This is a genomic window from Agromyces mangrovi, from assembly GCF_030296695.1.
In the GTDB taxonomy this organism is placed as follows: domain Bacteria; phylum Actinomycetota; class Actinomycetes; order Actinomycetales; family Microbacteriaceae; genus Agromyces; species Agromyces mangrovi.
In genome coordinates this window covers 3,286,356-3,304,516 of record NZ_AP027737.1, presented here as the reverse complement: position 1 = coordinate 3,304,516, position 18,161 = coordinate 3,286,356, and the positions used below count along the sequence as shown (strand labels likewise).

At 70.9% G+C, this 18,161-nt stretch carries 13 protein-coding genes and 1 pseudogene; 3 read left to right on the top strand and 11 right to left on the bottom strand.

Annotation, left to right across the window (positions count from 1 at the left end):
• Window positions 1-130: 130 nt before the first annotated feature.
• From QUE38_RS15755 to QUE38_RS15725, 7 genes and pseudogenes are all read right to left on the bottom strand, one after another.
• Window positions 131-2,479 carry a hypothetical protein gene (locus tag QUE38_RS15755; RefSeq protein ID WP_286309244.1) on the bottom strand — a complete coding sequence of 783 codons (2,349 nt, stop codon included), beginning with the start codon at window positions 2,477-2,479 and terminating at the stop codon, window positions 131-133.
• 293 nt (window positions 2,480-2,772) lie between these two features.
• Window positions 2,773-5,355 (bottom strand): leucine--tRNA ligase, encoded by a 2,583-nt coding sequence (gene leuS, locus QUE38_RS15750; RefSeq protein ID WP_286309241.1) that lies wholly within the window; start codon window positions 5,353-5,355, stop codon window positions 2,773-2,775.
• A 103-nt stretch (window positions 5,356-5,458) separates the two neighbouring features.
• Entirely contained in the window at window positions 5,459-6,883 is a 1,425-nt protein-coding gene (gene pabB / locus QUE38_RS15745; protein WP_286309239.1) for an aminodeoxychorismate synthase component I, read from the bottom strand.
• A 54-nt stretch (window positions 6,884-6,937) separates the two neighbouring features.
• A complete protein-coding gene (gene cydC, locus QUE38_RS15740; RefSeq protein WP_350227489.1) occupies window positions 6,938-8,446 on the bottom strand; it encodes a thiol reductant ABC exporter subunit CydC in 1,509 nt (502 codons plus the stop codon).
• A 168-nt stretch (window positions 8,447-8,614) separates the two neighbouring features.
• Complete coding sequence (gene cydD / locus QUE38_RS15735) at window positions 8,615-10,258, bottom strand: thiol reductant ABC exporter subunit CydD (protein ID WP_286309237.1); 1,644 nt, start codon at window positions 10,256-10,258, stop codon at window positions 8,615-8,617.
• 2 nt (window positions 10,259-10,260) lie between these two features.
• Window positions 10,261-11,265 carry a cytochrome d ubiquinol oxidase subunit II gene (gene cydB, locus QUE38_RS15730; protein WP_286309236.1) on the bottom strand — a complete coding sequence of 335 codons (1,005 nt, stop codon included), beginning with the start codon at window positions 11,263-11,265 and terminating at the stop codon, window positions 10,261-10,263.
• A 71-nt stretch (window positions 11,266-11,336) separates the two neighbouring features.
• Window positions 11,337-12,686, bottom strand: a pseudogene (locus tag QUE38_RS15725) (cytochrome ubiquinol oxidase subunit I); the annotation flags it as partial.
• A gap of 87 nt (window positions 12,687-12,773) precedes the next feature.
• Between QUE38_RS15725 and QUE38_RS15720 the strand changes: the two are divergent.
• The 3 genes from QUE38_RS15720 (at window position 12,774) to QUE38_RS15710 (ending at window position 14,884) form a co-directional block, all read left to right on the top strand.
• Window positions 12,774-13,157 carry a BlaI/MecI/CopY family transcriptional regulator gene (locus tag QUE38_RS15720; RefSeq protein ID WP_286309235.1) on the top strand — a complete coding sequence of 128 codons (384 nt, stop codon included), beginning with the start codon at window positions 12,774-12,776 and terminating at the stop codon, window positions 13,155-13,157.
• 8 nt (window positions 13,158-13,165) lie between these two features.
• On the top strand, window positions 13,166-14,035 hold the full coding sequence (locus tag QUE38_RS15715; protein ID WP_286309234.1) for a M56 family metallopeptidase: 870 nt from the start codon (window positions 13,166-13,168) through the stop codon (window positions 14,033-14,035).
• Window positions 14,036-14,113: 78 nt separating this feature from the next.
• Entirely contained in the window at window positions 14,114-14,884 is a 771-nt protein-coding gene (locus QUE38_RS15710) for a DedA family protein (protein WP_286309233.1), read from the top strand.
• Here the strand turns inward: QUE38_RS15710 and QUE38_RS15705 are convergent.
• From QUE38_RS15705 to QUE38_RS15690, 4 genes are read right to left on the bottom strand one after another with little or no spacing between them, the layout of a single operon-like run.
• Window positions 14,881-15,801, bottom strand: a complete 921-nt coding sequence (locus tag QUE38_RS15705) for an ABC transporter substrate-binding protein (RefSeq protein ID WP_286309232.1) — start codon at window positions 15,799-15,801, stop codon at window positions 14,881-14,883. The two genes, QUE38_RS15710 and QUE38_RS15705, sit on opposite strands and share 4 nt — an antisense overlap.
• Entirely contained in the window at window positions 15,801-16,562 is a 762-nt protein-coding gene (locus QUE38_RS15700) for an ABC transporter permease (RefSeq protein WP_286309230.1), read from the bottom strand. The genes QUE38_RS15705 and QUE38_RS15700 overlap by 1 nt, the downstream gene beginning before the upstream one ends.
• On the bottom strand, window positions 16,559-17,242 hold the full coding sequence (locus QUE38_RS15695) for an ABC transporter permease (protein WP_286309229.1): 684 nt from the start codon (window positions 17,240-17,242) through the stop codon (window positions 16,559-16,561). The genes QUE38_RS15700 and QUE38_RS15695 overlap by 4 nt, the downstream gene beginning before the upstream one ends.
• The gene (locus QUE38_RS15690; protein ID WP_286309228.1) at window positions 17,239-18,051 is read right to left on the bottom strand and encodes an ABC transporter ATP-binding protein; all 813 of its coding nucleotides are present in this window, start codon (window positions 18,049-18,051) and stop codon (window positions 17,239-17,241) included. The genes QUE38_RS15695 and QUE38_RS15690 overlap by 4 nt, the downstream gene beginning before the upstream one ends.
• Window positions 18,052-18,161: the final 110 nt, after the last annotated feature.

The following is an 18,161-nucleotide window of genomic DNA, read 5'->3' as shown; positions in this document are numbered from 1 at the left end:
CTCGTGTGGAGGAGCAAGTCCGTCCCTCCGCAGGTGGCGACTTCACTACGCCGAATTGCAGGCAGGCGCGCGTGCCCCGCTACTAGATCGTGACGGAGATTGCACCTTCTAGCGGCACCACCGGGTTGGGCTAGCTGAGCGGAGGAGACGAAGTTGGCGAGCCGAGTCCCGCTACAACGGAGATCTCTACTGAAGCCGGTCCTGTTTGGGACGAGACATCGCGGAACAACTCAACATCCGTCTCACTCCACGCATCAGCGGTAGTCGCGAGCAGGATTCGCTGTGCTCGAAGCGCAGTCGCAACGCGCATGAGCTTCGACGATTGGGGCTTGCGGCGCCTCGAGCCAAACGAGCCCTTGGACTTGGCCTCAACAACGACGACGTCACCATCAACACAAGCCACCACATCGATCTCCGCCACTGGCTTTCCAGATTCCTGATCTAGAAACTCAAGCTCGGGCACATCCGCATATGCCCGCGCGCCAGCACGCAGGTGGTCCGCGGCCATCAGTACGACATCACCATTCTTGTCGACTAGTTCCCGAAGGTTCGAGTAGAGGTCATAGAACCAAGTCGGCTCAGCTGACTGACGTCTCCATCGACTAGATACGAGCGAATTCGTGGCGCCGCACTGGGGGCACTCGTACTGCTGTCCAAGTCGTTCAGCGCCAAGGAAGGATGGCCGCGCGCACTCTTCGCACCCGAGCACAAGGCCGCGTCGAAGTAGCCGGGAAGCGACGAGACGATCTACTAGGTCTAGACACTCCGTAGTTCCCAATCCGCTGAGCTGGGATCGAATGCCGGCGAACGTGAGGTACGGGTCCAACCCGACTACGACGACGTCAGGGTCGCGCTCACCGGGACCAGGACGCCGCGGACGCGGCGCGAACGAGCGGAACATGGCGAGGTGGTCGGGTGTCATGAGGTCGAGTAGATCTTGTCGACTCCCGATTCGGGAACGCACGAGCTCCGCCCTTCGTCCGGCATCCGAGAGCCGTACCCCGAGTCCGTTCACACGTGCCATCGCCTCGACCCAGGCGAGCATCGACGGCCGGCGGAGTCGCGGACGCCCGATCCGAGATGCAAACAACGCGTTCGACGGGACGAATCCCATTGAGCGTGGAGAGAACGAGACGCCGTCCCTGCTCGACCGAAGATTCACCTGGGGATACGGACCGTCGTCTACAACAAGCGCCGAGGCGGGAACGTCACGGCCGCGCGGAATGCGGTCATGCTCCAGCGTTGCATCGACGTACCAGTAGGGAATGTGTCCGGAGGACGAGCTGAATATCAAGTTCACCGGCACCGGCGTCTCCAGCCCGATCATTGCTTCCAATGAACCGTCCGAGGTGGTCGCCATCGGGAGTGAGACTTCGGCACCCACATGCTCATCGAGCACGAAGCTCACAAGCCCGGTGGACAAATCGGGTCGCCGAACTTGCAGGGTGTCTTGATCGTCCTTTAGGAGTACCCGTTGCCCGTTTGACTCAAAGTAGACCTCAAGATCGCTCCGCTGGAGCGACTCGGCCAGTGCTTTCAGTAACTCATCGCTCTCAGAAGCGGAGGTGAGGACGAGATGTTGAGCCCCACTCTCAAGTCGGGTTAGTACGGTCTGAACGCGCGGAGCGACTTGCCGCCGAAGACGATCCTTGTCTTCGGCGAGTTCAGTTGAGAGCCACATGGCTTGCCCCATCAGCCGGTCGTACGCAAGAGCAAGCGCGTAGTCACTCAATGTGTTGCCAACAACCATCGCGTATGCATCGAAGTTCATGCCCCTCGTCACCTGCATGAGGCGCTGGTTGGAGGTAAACCACCGTTCCGGAGACTCTCCTAGCTCACCTTCGCCCCACTTCAGCGCTTCAGCATGCTCGTTGTCTTGCTCTGAATAGACGAGCCAAGGCAGCAGTTCTCCGGGAGGCTCAGGCCGCGGATCTGGTTCCGTAGTCGCGATTCCGACCCTCATGGCAGCCATCAAGGCCTCATCTGAGCGCCAGTGCCGCGCTGCGGCCAGCACAGCGCCAGCTGGTTGGGGCGCTGGAGCAAGCGCCCCGGTCTCGACTCGGTCTCCCCGCTCCAGCCGGATGCGTCTAAGCACTTCTAGGTCCTCGGACTTGCGCCTCAGCCGCGCCGCGCGCAATGGTGAACACCATTGGGCCACCTGTGCACGTGCGCGTTCCGCAGCCAAGTCGGCATGGAAGATCCCGGCACTGCGAATGAGGCGCAATCGGCTCTCTTCATCTTCAGCGCCTTCGATCTTGATATGGCCCGGGTAAAGGTCCTCCCACGCTTGAAGCGACAACTCCAGCGTGACCACGTGGTCCGGATCGTAGGCTCGCACGATGTCGTGAAAGAGGGGCAACGGGGTTCCACTCGAGCTGTCAAACGGGACCACTATGAAGGCGACACCACCCCAAACCTCGCTTGCCGCGGTCAGCGCGAACATCACCCAGTCGCGCCAGTGAGCGTCATCCGGAACCAAGACAGCCACCCGCGGAGGGCGCAAACACATCGAAGACTTTACAAAGCCGACCTCAGCAGAATTCACCGTTGCATTGAACCGCACATCCAGCCTTAGTTCGAGTGCTCAATCCAAGCCAGCGGACATGAAAGGCGTCGCCGTCGCTGCGCGAAGCATGCGCGGCGAATACACACCTCGGAGAGTTCGCGATTTGCGCCAGGTGCTCCGTCGCCGTCGACTCCGCGAATCGCTCACGACGCATCAAGAGCCTGTGCAGGAAGCCCCTTCCCCGCAACCGAGGAGCGACCCCCGGGTCAGCGCTTGGTGGCGATGTTCACGAGCTTCGGCGCGCGCACGATCACGTTGGCGATCTCGCGGTCGCCGACCGAGCGCTGCACGGCCGCCGAAGCGCGGGCGAGCTTCTCGAGCTCGTCGGTCGAGACCTTCGGCGAGACCTCGAGCCGGTCGCGCACCTTGCCGTCGACCTGCACGACCGCGGTGACCGACTCCTCGACGAGCAGCGTCGGGTCGGCCTTGCGCCACTGCGCCAGTGCGACCGTCGGCTCGTAGCCGAGGCGCTCCCACATGTCCTCCGCCGTGTACGGCGCGAACAGGTTCAGCGCCATCGCCGTGACCTCGGCTGCCTCGCGGACGGCCGCGTCGCCCGCACCGGGACCGGAGTCGATGGTCTTGCGCGTCGCGTTCACGAGCTCCATGAGGCGGGCCACGACGACGTTGAACTTGAAGGCCTCGACCAGCCCCGGGGCATCCGCCAGGAACCGGTGGGTGACCCGCCGCAGGGCGACGTCGCCGCCCTTCCACTCGACGTCGGTCGGCGAGTCGACCTCGCCCGAGATGCGCCAGGCGCGCGCGAGGAACTTCGCCGACCCGACGGGCGAGACGTCGGCCCAGTCGATGTCGTCCTCGGGCGGGCCCGCGAACGCGAGCGTGACGCGCAGCGCGTCGGTGCCGTGGGCGCGCAGCTCGCCGGCGAACTCGACCAGGTTGCCCTTGGACTTCGACATCTTCGAGCCGTCCATGATCACCATGCCCTGGTTGAGCAGCGAGGTGAACGGCTCGGTGAAGCTCAGGTACCCGAGGTCGAACAGCACCTTGGTGACGAACCGGGCGTACAGCAGGTGCAGGATGGCGTGCTCGACGCCGCCGACGTACTGGTCGACCGGCGCCCACTTCTCCGCCTCGGCGGGGTCGAACGCACGCGTCGGGTCGTCGGCGTTCAGGTACCGCAGGTAGTACCACGAGCTGTCGACGAAGGTGTCCATGGTGTCGGAGTCGCGGCGGGCGTCGCCGCCGCACTCCGGGCAGGCCACGTTCGCCCAGTCGTCGGCCGCGCCGAGCGGGCTCGTGCCCTTCGGGCGCAGGTCGAGGCCCTCGGCGTCGGGCAGGCGCACCGGCAGCTGGTCCTCGGGCACCGGCACCTCGCCGCACTCGGCGCAGTGGATGATCGGGATGGGCGTGCCCCAGTAGCGCTGGCGCGAGATGAGCCAGTCGCGCAGGCGGTAGTTCTTCGAGGCGCGGCCCGTGCCGCGCTCGGCGAGCAGGTCGATCGCCTTGCGGATCGCGTTGCGCTTGCTCAGCCCGTCGAGCAGACCGGAGTTGATCATGCGGCCGTCGCCGGTGAGCGCCTCGCCCGTGTCGGCGGGGCTCTCCGACGGCGCCTCGTCGGGCAGCATCGGCACGCCGTGCTCGTCGAGCGGGATGACCGGGATCGCCCCGGTGATCGGCGCGTGCGTGTCGACGACCACGCGCACGGGCAGGTCGAAGGCGCGGGCGAAGTCGAGGTCGCGCTGGTCGTGCGCGGGCACGGCCATGATCGCGCCGTGGCCGTAGTCGGCCAGCACGTAGTCGGCCGCCCAGATCGGCAGGCGCTCGCCGTTGACCGGGTTGATCGCGTAGCGGTCGAGGAACACGCCGGTCTTCGGGCGCTCGGCGCTCAGGCGGTCGATCTCGGTCTCGGACTGCACCTGGTGCAGGTACGTCCCGAAGCGCTCCTGCACCTCGGGGCCCGCGCCGGCGGCCAGCTCGGCGGCCAGCGGCGAGTCGGGTGCGACCACCACGAAGGTCGCGCCGAACAGCGTGTCGGGGCGCGTGGTGAAGACGCTGATGCGCTCCTCGCGGCCCTCGATCTCGAACTCGACGTCGGCGCCGGTCGAGCGGCCGATCCAGTTGCGCTGCATGGCCAGCACCTTCGACGGCCAGCGGCCCTCGAGCTGGTTCAGGTCGTCGAGCAGGCGGTCGGCGTAGTCGGTGACGCGGAAGTACCACTGGGTCAGCGACTTCTTGGTGACCTCGAACCCGCAGCGCTCGCAGTGGCCGTCGACGACCTGCTCGTTGGCGAGCACCGTCTGGTCGTTCGGGCACCAGTTGACCTGGCCCTCCTTGCGGTAGGCGATGCCCTGCTCGTACAGCTTCAGGAACAGCCACTGGTTCCACGTGTAGTACTCGGGGTCGCTCGTGTGCAGCTCGCGCGACCAGTCGAACGACGGCGCGTAGGTGCGGAAGCTCGCCTTCTGCTGCGCGATGTTGTCGTAGGTCCACCCCTTGGGGTCGACGCCGCGCTTGATCGCGGCGTTCTCGGCGGGCAGGCCGAACGAGTCCCAGCCGATGGGGTGCAGCACGTCGAAGCCCTGCTGGCGCCAGTAGCGCGCCACGATGTCGCCGTAGCCGAACGCCTCGGCGTGCCCCATGTGCAGGTCGCCCGACGGGTACGGGAACATGTCGAGCACGTACTTGCGCGGGCGCGTGTCGCCGGGCCGGCCGGCGCGGAACGGGTCGAGCGCCTCCCAGCGCGGCAGCCACTTGTCCTGGATGGCGGCGAAGTCGTACTGGTCGGCGTCGCCGGACGGGCTGTGCGTGGTGTCGTGCTCGTGTGCCACGTGACTCTCAATCATGGGGGGATGCGCAGTGGGGATCGCGGGCACGCCGAAGCGGCCGATCCGAGCCACCAGCCTACCCACTCCGCGCGGGTGAGCAGCCTCCTCAGCGCCCGTCGGCCGCGACGCCCAGCACGGCGAGCAGCGCGCGGGCCTTCAGCCGGGTCTCCTCGACCTCCTCGGCCGGGTGCGACAGTGCCGTGATGCCCCCGCCGGTGCCGATCGAGACGGTGCCTGCGGCGACCACGATCGTGCGGATCACCATGGCGAGATCGGCGCTGCCGTCGATGCCGATGCGCCCGAACGCGCCGGAGTAGACGCCCCGCTGCCCGCCCTCCAGCTCGTGCAGGATCCGCATCGCCGACTCCTTCGGGGCCCCGGTCATCGACCCCGCCGGGAAGGCCGCGCGCACGGCGTCGAGGGCGGTGAGCGGATGCCGCAGCCGAGCCGTGACCGTCGACACCAACTGGTGCACGTGCGGGTACTCCTCGACCGCGAGCAGGCTCGGCACCGCGACCCCGCCGACCTCCGCGACCCGGGCGAGGTCGTTGCGCATGAGGTCGACGATCATCAGGTTCTCGGCGCGCTCCTTCTCGCTCGCGAGCAGCTCGGCGCGCAGTTCCGCGTCGCGCACCGGGTCGGCGCCGCGTGGGCGCGTGCCCTTCATGGGCTTCGTCGACACCGTGCCGTCGACACCGACCTCGAGGAACTGCTCGGGCGACGCGCTGAGCAGCGCGACCCCGGCGAGCCGGAGGAACGCCCCGTGGTGGCTCGGGCTCGACCGGCGCAGCCGCAGGTACGCGGCCACCGGATCGACGTCGACGTCGACCTCGACGCGGTTGGTGAGGCACAGCTGGTAGGCGTCGCCGGCCGCGATGGCGGCCTGGCACCGCCCGATCATGCGCTCGTACTCGGCGGCATCGTGCCGCCAGTGCACGGCGGGGGGCACGGATGCCTCTGGCAGCGCCGCCACCGCGATCGGGTCGTCTCCCGTGCCGGGCGTGGTCGCGGGCAGCGCGGCGATCGCCGCCGCGGTCGCGCGCGCCCACGTCTCCCCCGGCTCCGTGCCGCTCGCCGCGCGCTCGCCCGGGGCATCCGACCGCTCGAGCCACTCGAGCTGCACCCGGCGCGCGCCGTGGTCGAACACCACCGCGCGGTCGGCGAAGACGAAGGCCGCCTCGGGCGCCGTCGTCGGGGCGGCGGGCAGGCCGAGGGTGCGGGCGCCGAACTCGTACGCGAACCAGCCGATCCAGCCGATCGGGCTCGGTGCGCCCCGATGCTCGCGCTCGTCCGCGGCGCCCGCGGCGAGCGGCTCACCGAGCAGCGCGTACACGTCGTCGGGTGAGTCGTCGCCCGTCGCCGTGACGGCGCGGTCACCGGACGCGGCGATCGCGAGGATGCTGCGCCCCTCCGCGGCATCCGGGCCCGCATCGAGCCACGCGACCCGCTCGGCAGTCGCCCCCAGCGCCAGGAACACGCGCTCGGGGTCGCGCCATCCGGGCAGGACGAGGCTCCGGATCCGCGACGGCATCCCCTCAGCGTACGACGCGGGCGCGGGCGCTGCCGACCGCTCCGACGCGGGAGGTCAGGCGGCGGCGGGGATGCGCCCGTCGGCGCAGACGACCGTGCGGTCGACGAGCGACGGGTCGACGCGATCGTGCGAGATCAGGATGACCGTGCGGCCGTCGGCGCCCGCCGCGAGGAGGTCGGCGAGCAGCGCGTCGGCGCGCTCCTGGTCGACGTTCGCGGTCGGCTCGTCGAGCACGAGCACCGGGAAGTCGGCGAGCATGGCCCGCGCGAGCGCGATGCGCTGCGCCTGCCCGCCCGACACGAGTGCGCCGCGCTCCCCCACGGACGCGTCGAGCCCGCCGCGCTCTCGCACCCAGTCGCCGAGGCCGACCCGGTCGAGCACGGCGAGCAGGGCGGCGTCGTCGGCGTCGTCGCGCGCGAACAGCAGGTTCTGGCGGATGTCGGTGTCGAACAGCCACGGCCGCTGCTCGCAGAGCCCGATGCGCTCGCGCAGGCGATCGGCGTCGACCTCCGACGCCTCGACGCCGTCGACCCGGAACGACCCCTCGTACGCGAGGAAGCCGACGAGCACGTGCGCGAGCGTCGTCTTGCCGGCGCCGCTGGGGCCGCGCACCAGCACCCGCTCGCCGGGCCGCACGACGAGGTCGACGCCCGCGAGGGCCTGGCTCGCGCCCACCCCGGCGAGGTCCGGCCACGAGGCGCACACCTCGCGCAGCTCGAGCATCGGCGGGCCGTCGGCGGCCGGCAGCTGCTCCGGCGCGGCGACGGGCGTCGGCAGGCCCGCCGGCAGCTCCTCGGGCACCGCGCCGTCGACCCGTTCGGCGCTCCGCCGCACCGTCCGCCAGGTCGCCCAGGCGACCGGCACGACGCCCGCGACCTCGAGGATCGCGAGCGGCACGAGCACGACGATCGCGAACTCGGGCCCGCCGAGCGCACCGTCGGCGAGCGGGCCGGCCGCCGCCTGGATCGCACCGAGCACCGCGGCGCCCGCCGTGACGGCCACGGCCGCCCCGGCGAGGCCCGATCCCACCGCTGCCCGCACACGTGCACGCCGGAGCCGGGCGTCGACGTCGGCGACGCGCGCGAGCGACCCGCCCTCGGCGTCGTAGGCGACGAGCGTCGGCAGCGCCTGCACGTGCGCGAGCACGGCATCTGCGAGCTCGCCGCGCAGGGGCGCCACGCGGCGCTCGGCCCGCGCCGAGAGCACGCCCTGCCCCGCGGTCGCGACCAGCAGGCCGAGCACGAGGACGAGCGCGATCACGAGCGCCGCCCCCGGCGCGAGCCAGGCGATGCCCGCCAGCGCGAGCACGATCGCGACCACGGCGCCGGCGACCGGCTGCACCACGCGGAGCGGCAGGTCCTGCAACTCGTCGACGTCGCCGGTGAACCGCGCGAGCAGGTCGCCGCGACGGGTGGCGGCGAGTCCGTCGGGCGCGAGCGGCACGATGCGCCGCACCATGCCGACCCGCAGGTCAGCGAGCTGCCGGAACGCGGCGTCGTGCCCCGTGAGCCGCTCGAGGTAGCGGAACACTCCGCGGCCGATCGCGAACGCGCGCACACCCACGACGCCGAGCGACAGGAACAGGATGGGGGCTGCTCGGCCGCGCGGGCGATGAGCCAGGCGGATGCCGCGAGGAGCGCGATCGTCGACCCGGCCGAGAGCGCGCCGAGCAGTACGGGCAGCGCGAAGCGCCGCGCGGGTGGCATCGCGAGGCGCAGCGACCGGTTCCGTTCAGCCGACATGCGTCACCGCCTCGATGCGCACCACGCGGTCGGCCGCCTCGAGCACGGCCGGGCGGTGGCTCACGACGAGCACGGCGCGCCCCTCGCTGGCGAGCCCGCGCAGGGTGCGCACGAGCGCCGCCTCGCGCTCCGGGTCTGTCGCCGCGGTCGGCTCGTCGAGGAGCAGCAGCGGCAGGTCGCGCGCCCGCAGTCGGTGCAGCGCCCGCGCGATGGCCACGCGATCGGTCTGCCCGCCCGACAGCCCGTCGCCGCGGGCGCCGATCGGCTGCTCGGGCGCGACGTCGTCGGTCGCGGCCTCGCGCAGCGCCCGACGCACCGCCTCCGGGTGCGGCTCGGGATCACCCAGCGCCACGTTCTCCGCGACCGTGCCGGGCAGGAGCACGGCCTCCTGGCCCGCCCACGCGAGCCGGTCGCGGCGGGACGCGGCGTCGGAGCGGCCGCCGACGCTGATCGCCCCCTCGTGCGGCACGAACCCGAGCACGGCACCCAGCACCGACGACTTGCCGGCGCCGCTTGGTCCGCCGAGCGCGACCAGTTCGCCCCGCCGAAGCACGAGGTCGAGGCCGTCCACCGCCGCTCGTTCGTCGTAGGCGATCGACACGCCGCGCAGGTCGAGCACGACGTCGTCGTCCGACGCGGCGCCTGCGGCGACGGGACCGCTCGCGGCGGCATCCGCCCCGTCCTCGTCGGGCGCGTCGATGAGCGCGAGCACGTTCCGCGCCGCCGTGATGCCCTCGGCCGACGCGTGGAACTGCGCGCCGACGTTGCGCACCGGCAGGAAGACCTCGGGCGCGAGCAGCAGCACGAACAGGCCGGCGGCGAACGCGACGGTGCCGTCGACGAGCCGCAGTCCGATCGAGACCGCGACGAGCGCGACCGACAGGCTCGCCGCGAGCTCGAGCACGAACGAGCTGAGGAACGTCACGCGCAGCACGCGCATCGTGCGCACCCGGTAGTCGTCGGTGTCGGCGCGGATGCGCGCCTCCTGCCGGTGCTGGCGACCGTGCACGATGAGCGTCGACAGGCCGCCGACCAGTTCGAGGAACTGGCGCGACAGGTGCGTGAGCGCCGCCCACTGGCGTTCCTGCACGGCGCGCGTGACCAGCCCGATGAGCACCATGAACACGGGCACCAGCGGCAGCACGATCACGAGGATGAGCCCCGACAGCGGGTCGGCGACGAGCACCGCGAGCACCAGCGTCGGCACGACCACGACGGTCGCGACGAGCTGCGGCAGGAACCGGCCGAAGTACGGCTGCAGCGCGTCGAGCCCGCCGCCGACCGCGACCGCGGTGTCGACCGTCGAGTCGACCCGACGCCCGGGCGACCGACCGAGCGCGCGCAGGGCCGCCACGCGCAGCTCGGACGCGACGGCCGCGGCGCCGATCGCGCCCGCGGCATCCCACCCCCACGCCACGAGCGCGCGCACCACGACCGCGGCGGCGAACCACGCCGTCCAGGTCGACAGCGACGCGAGCGACGCACCGTCGATGAGTCCGACGACGAGCGACTGGAGGCTCCACGCGAAGGCGAGGATCGCCAGCGCCTGCGCCCCGGCGAGCACGGCACCGACGAGCAGGTACCAGCGCGCCGAGCGGGCGTGGCGCAGGAGCGCGGGATCGAGCGGGCGCACCGTCAGTGCGCGGCGGCGGGGATGTGCTCGCGGGTGAGCCGCTTGCGGAAGATCCAGTACGTCCAGCCCTGGTAGGCGAGCACGAGCGGCAGGAAGATCAGCGCCGTCCAGCTCATGATCGTGAGCGTGTAGTCGCTGCTCGACGCGTTCTCGATCGTCAGGCTGTTCGCCGGGTCGTTGCTGGCCGGCATGACGTCGGGGAACAGCGCGCTGAACAGCGCCAGGACCGCCGTGCCGATCGTCACCGCCATGAGGCCGAACGACCAGCCCTCCGCACCGCGCGCGTTCATCAGCCACGAGCCGATGAGGCACAGCGCGGCCACGGCGGCGAAGCCCCAGAACCAGGCGCCGCCGAACGCGAGGCCGGTCCAGACCAGGAACGTCGCCGCCACCACGATCGTGATCAGCCCCGAGCGCACCGCGAGCTTCCGCGCCCGGTGGCGGATCTCGCCGTCGGTCTTGAGCGAGACGAACACCACGCCGTGGGTGAAGAACAGCAGCAGGGTCGTCAGGCCGCCGAGCAGTGCGTACGGGTTCAGCAGGTCGATCAGCGTGCCCGTGTAGTTGTGCCCCTCATCGAGCGGCACGCCCTGCACGATGTTCGCGAACGCGACGCCCCAGAGCAGCGCCGGCACGGCCGAGCCGACGATGATCATCCAGTCGAAGCGCTTCTTCCACTCCGCCTCGGGTCGCTGGTGCCGGTACTCGAACGAGACGCCGCGCGCGATGAGCGCCAGCAGGATGAGCAGCAGCGCGAGGTAGAACCCGCTGAACAGCGTCGCGTACCACTCGGGGAACGCGGCGAACAGCGCCGCGCCCGCGACGATCACCCAGGTCTCGTTGAGGTCCCAGACCGGGCCGATCGTGTTGATGAGCACGCGGCGGTCGGTGTCGTCCTTGCTGAGGAACGGCAGCGACATGCCGACGCCGAAGTCGAAGCCGTCGAGCACGAAGTAGCCGACGAACAGCGCGGCGACGATCCAGAACCAGAGCGTTGCGAGATCCATGATCGCCTCCTAGTAGACCGTGGTGGTGGGCTTGACGACACCCGTCTCGGGGTCGGGTTCGTCGAGCTTCGGGGCCCCTTGCGGATCGCACGGATGATCAGGCCGAACTCGACCACCGCGAGCGCCCCGTAGACCAGCGTGAACGCGATCAGCGAGATGAGCACCTCGAGGCCTGTCACGTTCGGCGACACCGCCGACTCGGTGGGCAGCAGGCTGAACACGATCCAGGGCTGCCGGCCCATCTCGGTGAAGACCCAGCCGACGCTCATCGCCGCGAGCGACAGCGGGAACGACCAGATGGCCACGTTCCACACCCACTTCTGCGTCGGCAGCCGGTCGCCGCGGGTGAGCCAGAGGCCGACGACCGCGACGAGCGTGTGGGCCATGCCGAGGCCGATCATCCAGCGGAACGACCAGTAGGTGATCCAGATGATGGGCGTGTAGTCGCCGGGGCCCCAGAGCTCGACGTACTCCGCGTTCAGGTCGTTGATGCCCTCGACGCAGCCGTCGAGCGTGTGGGTCGACAGCAGCGCGAGCAGGTACGGCACGCGCAGCGACCAGATCTCCTCGGAGCCGTCGGGCGTGCCGATGGAGAACAGCGAGAACGAGGCATCCGCCCCGCAGGCCGTGTCGTACAGCGCCTCGGCGGCGGCCATCTTCATCGGCTGGGTCTGGGTCATGGCGATCGAGAGCTGGTCGCCGAAGAAGAACGTCGCGGCCATGGCGACGACCATCATCCAGAGGCCGAGCTTCAGGGCCGGGCGCATCGCGTCGACGAACTGGCGGCGCTTCAGGTGCCAGGCGGCCGCCGCGATGATGAGGCCCGCGGTGACCATGAAACTGCCCGCGATGGTGTGCGGGAAGGCCGCGAGCGCGACCGGGTTCGTGAGCACCTCGCCGATGGAGACGAGCTCAGCCCGGCCCGCCTCGGCGTTCATCTCGTAGCCGACCGGGTTCTGCATGAACGCGTTCGCGGCGATGATGAAGTACGCCGAGAGGATGGTGCCGACCGCCGTCGCCCAGATCGTGGCGAGGTGCAGCCCCCGTGGCAGCTTGTCCCACCCGAAGATCCAGAGGCCGATGAAGGTCGCCTCGAGGAAGAACGCGAGCAGGCCCTCGAGCGCGAGCGGGGCGCCGAACACGTCGCCGACGAAGCGGGAGTACTCCGACCAGTTCATGCCGAACTGGAACTCCTGCACGATGCCGGTGACGACGCCCATCGCGAAGTTGATGAGGAACAGGGTGCCGAAGAACTTCGTCAGCTGCAGGTACACGACCTTGTCGGTGCGCACCCACGCGGTCTGGAAGATCGCCACCGTGGTCGCCATGCCGATGGTGATCGGCACGAAGAGGAAGTGGTAGACGGTCGTCAGTCCGAACTGCCAGCGGGCGAGCAGCAGCGGATCCAGCAGTTCGTTCACGAGCCCTCCCGGCCGATCGTCGGATCACGTCCTCGCGTTACTCTACGCAGCGTAGAGCATTTGCCGGAAAGCCGGTAGCCTTGCTGCATGGCGAGTCTGGGCGAGTTGGAGGCGGCGGTCATGCGCGCCCTCTGGGCGGCCGACGAACCGCTGCCCGCGCGCGAGCTGATCGCGCAGCTCTCCCGTCCGGCGACCCAGGCGACGGATGCCGGTGCCGCGACGCCCGCACGCACCCCGGCCCTCACGACGGTGCTGACCGTGCTGTCGCGCCTCGAGTCGAAGGGCATGGTCGCCTCCGACCGCTCGGTGCGCCCGCGACGCTACCGACCGACGGGCACGCCGGCCGACCACACGGCCGAGCTCATGCGCGAGCTGCTCGACGAGGCATCCGACCGCGAAGCCGCCCTCGCGCGATTCGTGGGAACCGTCGACCCGCGCGAGGCCGACACCCTGCGTCGCCTGCTCGGCTGACCACGCGCATGCTCCTCGTCGCACTCGTGGGCGCGCTCGCGCTCGCGCTCGCCTGGCCCGTGCCGCTCGTGCTCGAACGCGCACGCTGGACCCTCCGCGCACCCGCCCTCGCACTGCTGCTCTGGCAGGCGATCGCCCTCGGCGGCGGCATCGCCATGATCGGCTCGCTGCTCGGGCTCGCGCTGCTGCCGTTCCCGGGCGGGCTCGCCGAGGCGGTCCCCGTGCTCGCCGCGCACCTGTGGGTGGGCCCGCTGCCCGCCGCGGTCGGCGTCGTGCACATCGCCGCGCTCGCCGCAGCCGGCATCCTCTCGGCCCTCCTGCTGCTGACCCTGGCCGCCACCGCCGTGCAGGTCGAGCGCGACCGTCGACGGCACGTCTCGCTCGTGGCCCTGCTCGGACGCGCCGACCCGCAGCGCCCCAACACGATGGTGCTCGACCATCCCGTGCCGGTCGCCTACTGCCTGCCCGGCGTGACGACGGTCACCGTGCTCTCGGAGGGGCTGATCGAGACACTGCCCCCGCGCGAGCTCGACGCCGTGCTCGCGCACGAGTCCACCCACCTGCGCCAGTACCACCACCTCGTGCTGCTCGCCTTCCGCGCCTGGAACCGCGCCCTGCCGTGGTTCCCCATCGCCAACCGCGCCGAACGCTCCGTCTCGCGCCTCGTCGAACTGCTGGCCGACGACCGCGCCGTGCGCGAGGTCGACCGGGAGGTGCTCGCCTCGGCGGTCGAGCGCATCGGGTCGGCGTGGGGTGCCGCGGAGGCGTCCGGCACCGCCGCCGGACGAGCCGTGGTCGACCGCGCGATGCTGGAGCTCCGTCGTGCGCGCCTGACGGGCCCCGCGAGGCCGCTCCCCCGGCGGCGACCGCTGCAGTGATCGCCCTGTCGGCGGCGATCGTCGCGTTCCCCGTCTTCTCTGTGCTGACGTTCATGTCCGGCACGTAGCCTGCGTCACGTGAACGAGCTGCTGGACGCCGTGCTCGACGCGGTCGCGTCGGTGGACCCGGTGCTGCGCACCCTGCTCGCGGGCGTCGCGATCATGCTCGAGACCTCCGTGCTCATCGGGCTCATCGTGCCCGGCGACACCATCGTGATCGTCGCCAGCACCGGCGTCGAGGACGCCGTGCAGTTCGTGGCGCTCGCGATCGCCGTGATCCTGGGCGCGCTCGCGGGCGAGAGCATCGGCTTCGCGATCGGGCGCTGGTTCGGCCCGCACCTGCGCGCGAGCCGCGTCGGCCGCTGGATCGGCGAGGCGAACTGGGTCCGCGCCCAGAACTACCTCGGCAGCCGCGGCGGCATCGCGGTGTTCCTCTCCCGCTTCCTGCCGGTGCTGCACTCGCTCATCCCGCTCACGGTCGGCATGAGCACCATGTCGTACCGCCGCTTCATGGCGTGGACCACGCCGGCGTGCATCATCTGGGCGTTCGCCTACGTCGGCGTGGGCTCGGCGGCCGCCGAGGGCTACCGCGCGCTCTCGGCGGAACTGCACTGGGCCGGGTACCTGTTCGTCGCCGCGATCGTGGTGTTCCTGCTCGTGATCCTCGCTGTGAAGCGGGTGCTCCACCACCTCGAGGCGCGGCACATGCACGCGCACGAGGTCGAGGAGCCCGCGGCGCCGCGCACGGCCGCCGCGGACGCGGACGCCGAGCCGGGAACGGCGACGGGGCCGGACACCGGGCACTCGTCCCCGGCGTCCGGCCCCGTGCGGCCGCGCGACCTCGCCTAGACGAGACCCTGCTCGGCCAGCCAATCGGCGGCGATGTCGCTCGCGGAGCGCTGCTCGTCGACGCTCTCGGAGTTGAGCTCCACCAGCGCCTCCGCGGTGAGCGCGGCGCTGACCGCGTTGATGACGTCGGCCACCTCGGCGTCGACGCGGTCGCTCACGACCGGCACGACGTTCGAGGCGAGGAACAGGCCCTCCGGGTCCTCGAGCGTCACGAGGTCGCTCGTGGCGATCGCGGGGTTGGCGCTGAAGATGTTCACGAGCTGCACGTCGTCGTCCTGCAGCGCCTTGATGGTGAGCGGGCCGCCGCTGTCCTCGATGGCCGTGAAGCCCACCTCGACGCCGTAGACGTCCGCGAGCCCGTCGGGCCCGTAGGGGCGCGTCTCGAGCTCGGAGTTGCCGCCGAGGGTGAGCTCCTCGGGCACGTCGGCGAGGTCGGCGAGGCTCGTCACGCCGTACTCGTCGGAGAACGCCTGCGTGACGTTGTACGAGTCCTGGTCGGTCGCGGGCGCCTGGTCGAGCACGCTGAGCCCCTCGGGCAGGGCGCCCATGAGCTCCGCGTAGACGTCGTCGCTCGTGGTCGCCGTGGTGTCTGGCGCGTAGTACTGCAACAGGTTGCCCGTGTACTCGGGGAACACGTCGATCGCGCCCGACTCGATCTCGGGGATGTAGACCTCGCGCTGCCCGATGCGGAACTCGCGCTCGACCTCGAAGCCGTTGGCCTCGAGCGCCTGCGCGTAGAGCTCGGCGATGATCTCGTTCGAGTAGTAGTCCTGCGAGCCGACGACGAGGGGTCCGGATGCCTCGCCGGAGGCGTCTACCCCGTCGACCGACTCGCTCGTGCCGCAGCCCGCGAGTGCGACGACGGCTCCGACGGCGACGGCCGCGAGTGCGACGCGGCCCCTTCCGGTGTACTGCATCAGTGGTGCTTCCCTTCGGTTGCGGACGACCCCGCGGGTGCGGGGCCGCCGGTGGTCGCGGGCCGCCGGGTCGGTCGGCCGCGGGTCGTGCCGGATCGCGACGCCCGCACGCCGGCGGGGACCACGATCCGTTGGAGGATCGCGAAGAGCCCGTCGAGGACGAGCGCGAGCGCGATCACGAGGATGGAGGCCGCGAGCATGAGCGTGTAGTCGCCCGTCTTCAGCCCCAGGAACAGGATGCCGCCGAGGCCGCCGGCGCCGACGTATGCGGCGAGGGTGGCCGTCGCGACGACCTGCAGCACGGCAGAGCGCACGCCGCCGATGAGCGTGGGCAGCCCGATCGGAGTCTCGACGCCGAGGATGATCTGCCGCTCGGTCATGCCCATGCCGCGCGCGGCATCCACGGTGCGGCGGTCGACCGACTCGATCGCCGAGTACGTGCCGGCGAGCACCGAGGGCACGGCGAGCACGACGAGCGCGACGGCGGGGCCGGCGACGCCGATGCCGAGCCAGAGCGCGACGAGGGTGAGCACGCCGAGCGAGGGCAGCGCGCGGAGCCCGCCGGAGAGCGCCACCACGACCTCGCGCCCGCGGCCGGTGTGCCCGACGAGCATGCCGAGCGGGATCCCGACACCGCACGCGATGGCGACGACGCCGAACGTGATGAGCAGGTGCTGGAGCAGCAGCACGCCGATGCCGTCCGGCCCCTCCCAGTTGACGGGGTCGAGCAGCCAGGCGAACGCGTCCGCGAAGAGGTTCATGCCGTCGCCTCCTCGCGCTCGTCGGTGCGGGTGGCGGATGCCGCTGCGCCGGCGCGCGTCCACGGCATGGCGAGGCGCCCGGCCACGACGAGCAGGCCGTCGATCGCGAACGCAAGCAGCATGGTGGCGATGATGCCGGCCCAGATCTCGGCCTGGATGCCGCGCTGGAACCCGTCGGTGAAGAGGCTGCCGAGGCTCTGCACGCCGATCACGGCGCCGACCGTGACGAGGCTCACCGTGCTGACCGCGACGACGCGGAGGCCCGCGAGCAGCACCGGCCCGGCGAGCGGGAGGTCGACCTGCCAGAAGCGGCCCCAGCCCGAGTAGCCGACGCCGGTCGCGGCCTGCCTGATGTCGCGGTCGACGCCGCCGAACCCGTCGGCCACGGAGCGCACCATGAGCGCGATGCCGTAGAGCGTGAGCGCGATGATGACGTTGAGCTCGCTGCGTCGGGAGGTGCCGAGGATGGCCGGGAGTGCGACGAACAGCGGCAGCGACGGGATGGCGTAGATGAGCCCGATCACGCTGAGCAGCACCCCGCGCGACCACTCGTAGCGCCACGCGACCCACCCGATCGGCACGCTCAGCACGAACGCGAGCACGATGGGCGGCACCGCGAGCCGCAGGTGCACGAGTGCGAGCTCCCCGATCAGGTCGAGGTTGTCGACGATCCAGCTCACGGAGTGAGCACTCCCGCCGGCCGGCCGTCGGCGTCGACGACCACGCGCCGCCCGTCGACCTCGGTCACGGTCAGCGCGCGCTTGCCCCGGTCGGCGCCGACGAAGCCCGCCACGAAGTCGTCCGCGGGGTGGGCCAGGATCTCCGCAGGCGATCCGCTCTGCACGATCTCGCCGCCGGTCTTCAGGATGATCACCTGGTCGCCGAGCAGGAAGGCCTCGTCGATGTCGTGCGTGACGAACACGACGGTCTTGCCCAGGTCGCGCTGCAGGCGCAGCAGCTCCTGCTGGAGCTCGGCCCGCACGATCGGGTCGACGGCGCCGAACGGCTCGTCCATGAGCAGGATGTTGGGGTCGACGGCGAGCCCGCGCGCGACGCCGACGCGCTGCTGCTGGCCGCCCGAGAGCTGGCCGGGGTACCGGTCGGCGAGGCTGCGGTCGAGCCCGACCGTGTCGAGCAGCTCGAGCGCGTGCGCACGGGCCTCGCGCTTGGGCGTGCCGCGCAGCAGCGGCACGGTGGCCACGTTGTCGATCACCTTCCGGTGCGGCAGCAGGCCGGAGTTCTGCATGACGTAGCCGATGCCGCGCCGCAGCCGCACGGGGTCGACGCCGGCGACGTCCTCGCCGTCGATGAGCACCGCACCCGAGGTCGGGTCGACCATGCGGTTGATCATGCGCAGCAGCGTGGTCTTGCCGGAGCCGGACGAGCCGACGAACACCGTCGTGCGGTGCGGTGGGATCACGATGTCGACGTCGGCGACCGCCAGGGTGCCGTCGTCGAACCGCTTGGACACGCCTCGGAACTCGATCACGATCTCGGCCCTCCCCGGAGCGCATCTCGCCCGGCCGTCGTACCACCTGAACACCATTCGGAGCGGCACGCAAGAACGGATGCACCCGGCACGCCGTTCTGTCAGTCACC

Excerpts from the sequence above, each read along its gene's own strand:
- pabB (WP_286309239.1), bottom strand. The coding sequence starts at position 6,883 with ATGCCGTCGCGGATCCGGAGCCTCGTCCTGCCCGGATGGCGCGACCCC.
- cydB (WP_286309236.1), bottom strand. The coding sequence starts at position 11,265 with ATGGATCTCGCAACGCTCTGGTTCTGGATCGTCGCCGCGCTGTTCGTC.
- QUE38_RS15720 (WP_286309235.1), top strand. The coding sequence starts at position 12,774 with ATGGCGAGTCTGGGCGAGTTGGAGGCGGCGGTCATGCGCGCCCTCTGG.
- QUE38_RS15715 (WP_286309234.1), top strand. The coding sequence starts at position 13,166 with ATGCTCCTCGTCGCACTCGTGGGCGCGCTCGCGCTCGCGCTCGCCTGG.
- QUE38_RS15705 (WP_286309232.1), bottom strand. The coding sequence starts at position 15,801 with ATGCAGTACACCGGAAGGGGCCGCGTCGCACTCGCGGCCGTCGCCGTC.
- QUE38_RS15700 (WP_286309230.1), bottom strand. The coding sequence starts at position 16,562 with ATGAACCTCTTCGCGGACGCGTTCGCCTGGCTGCTCGACCCCGTCAAC.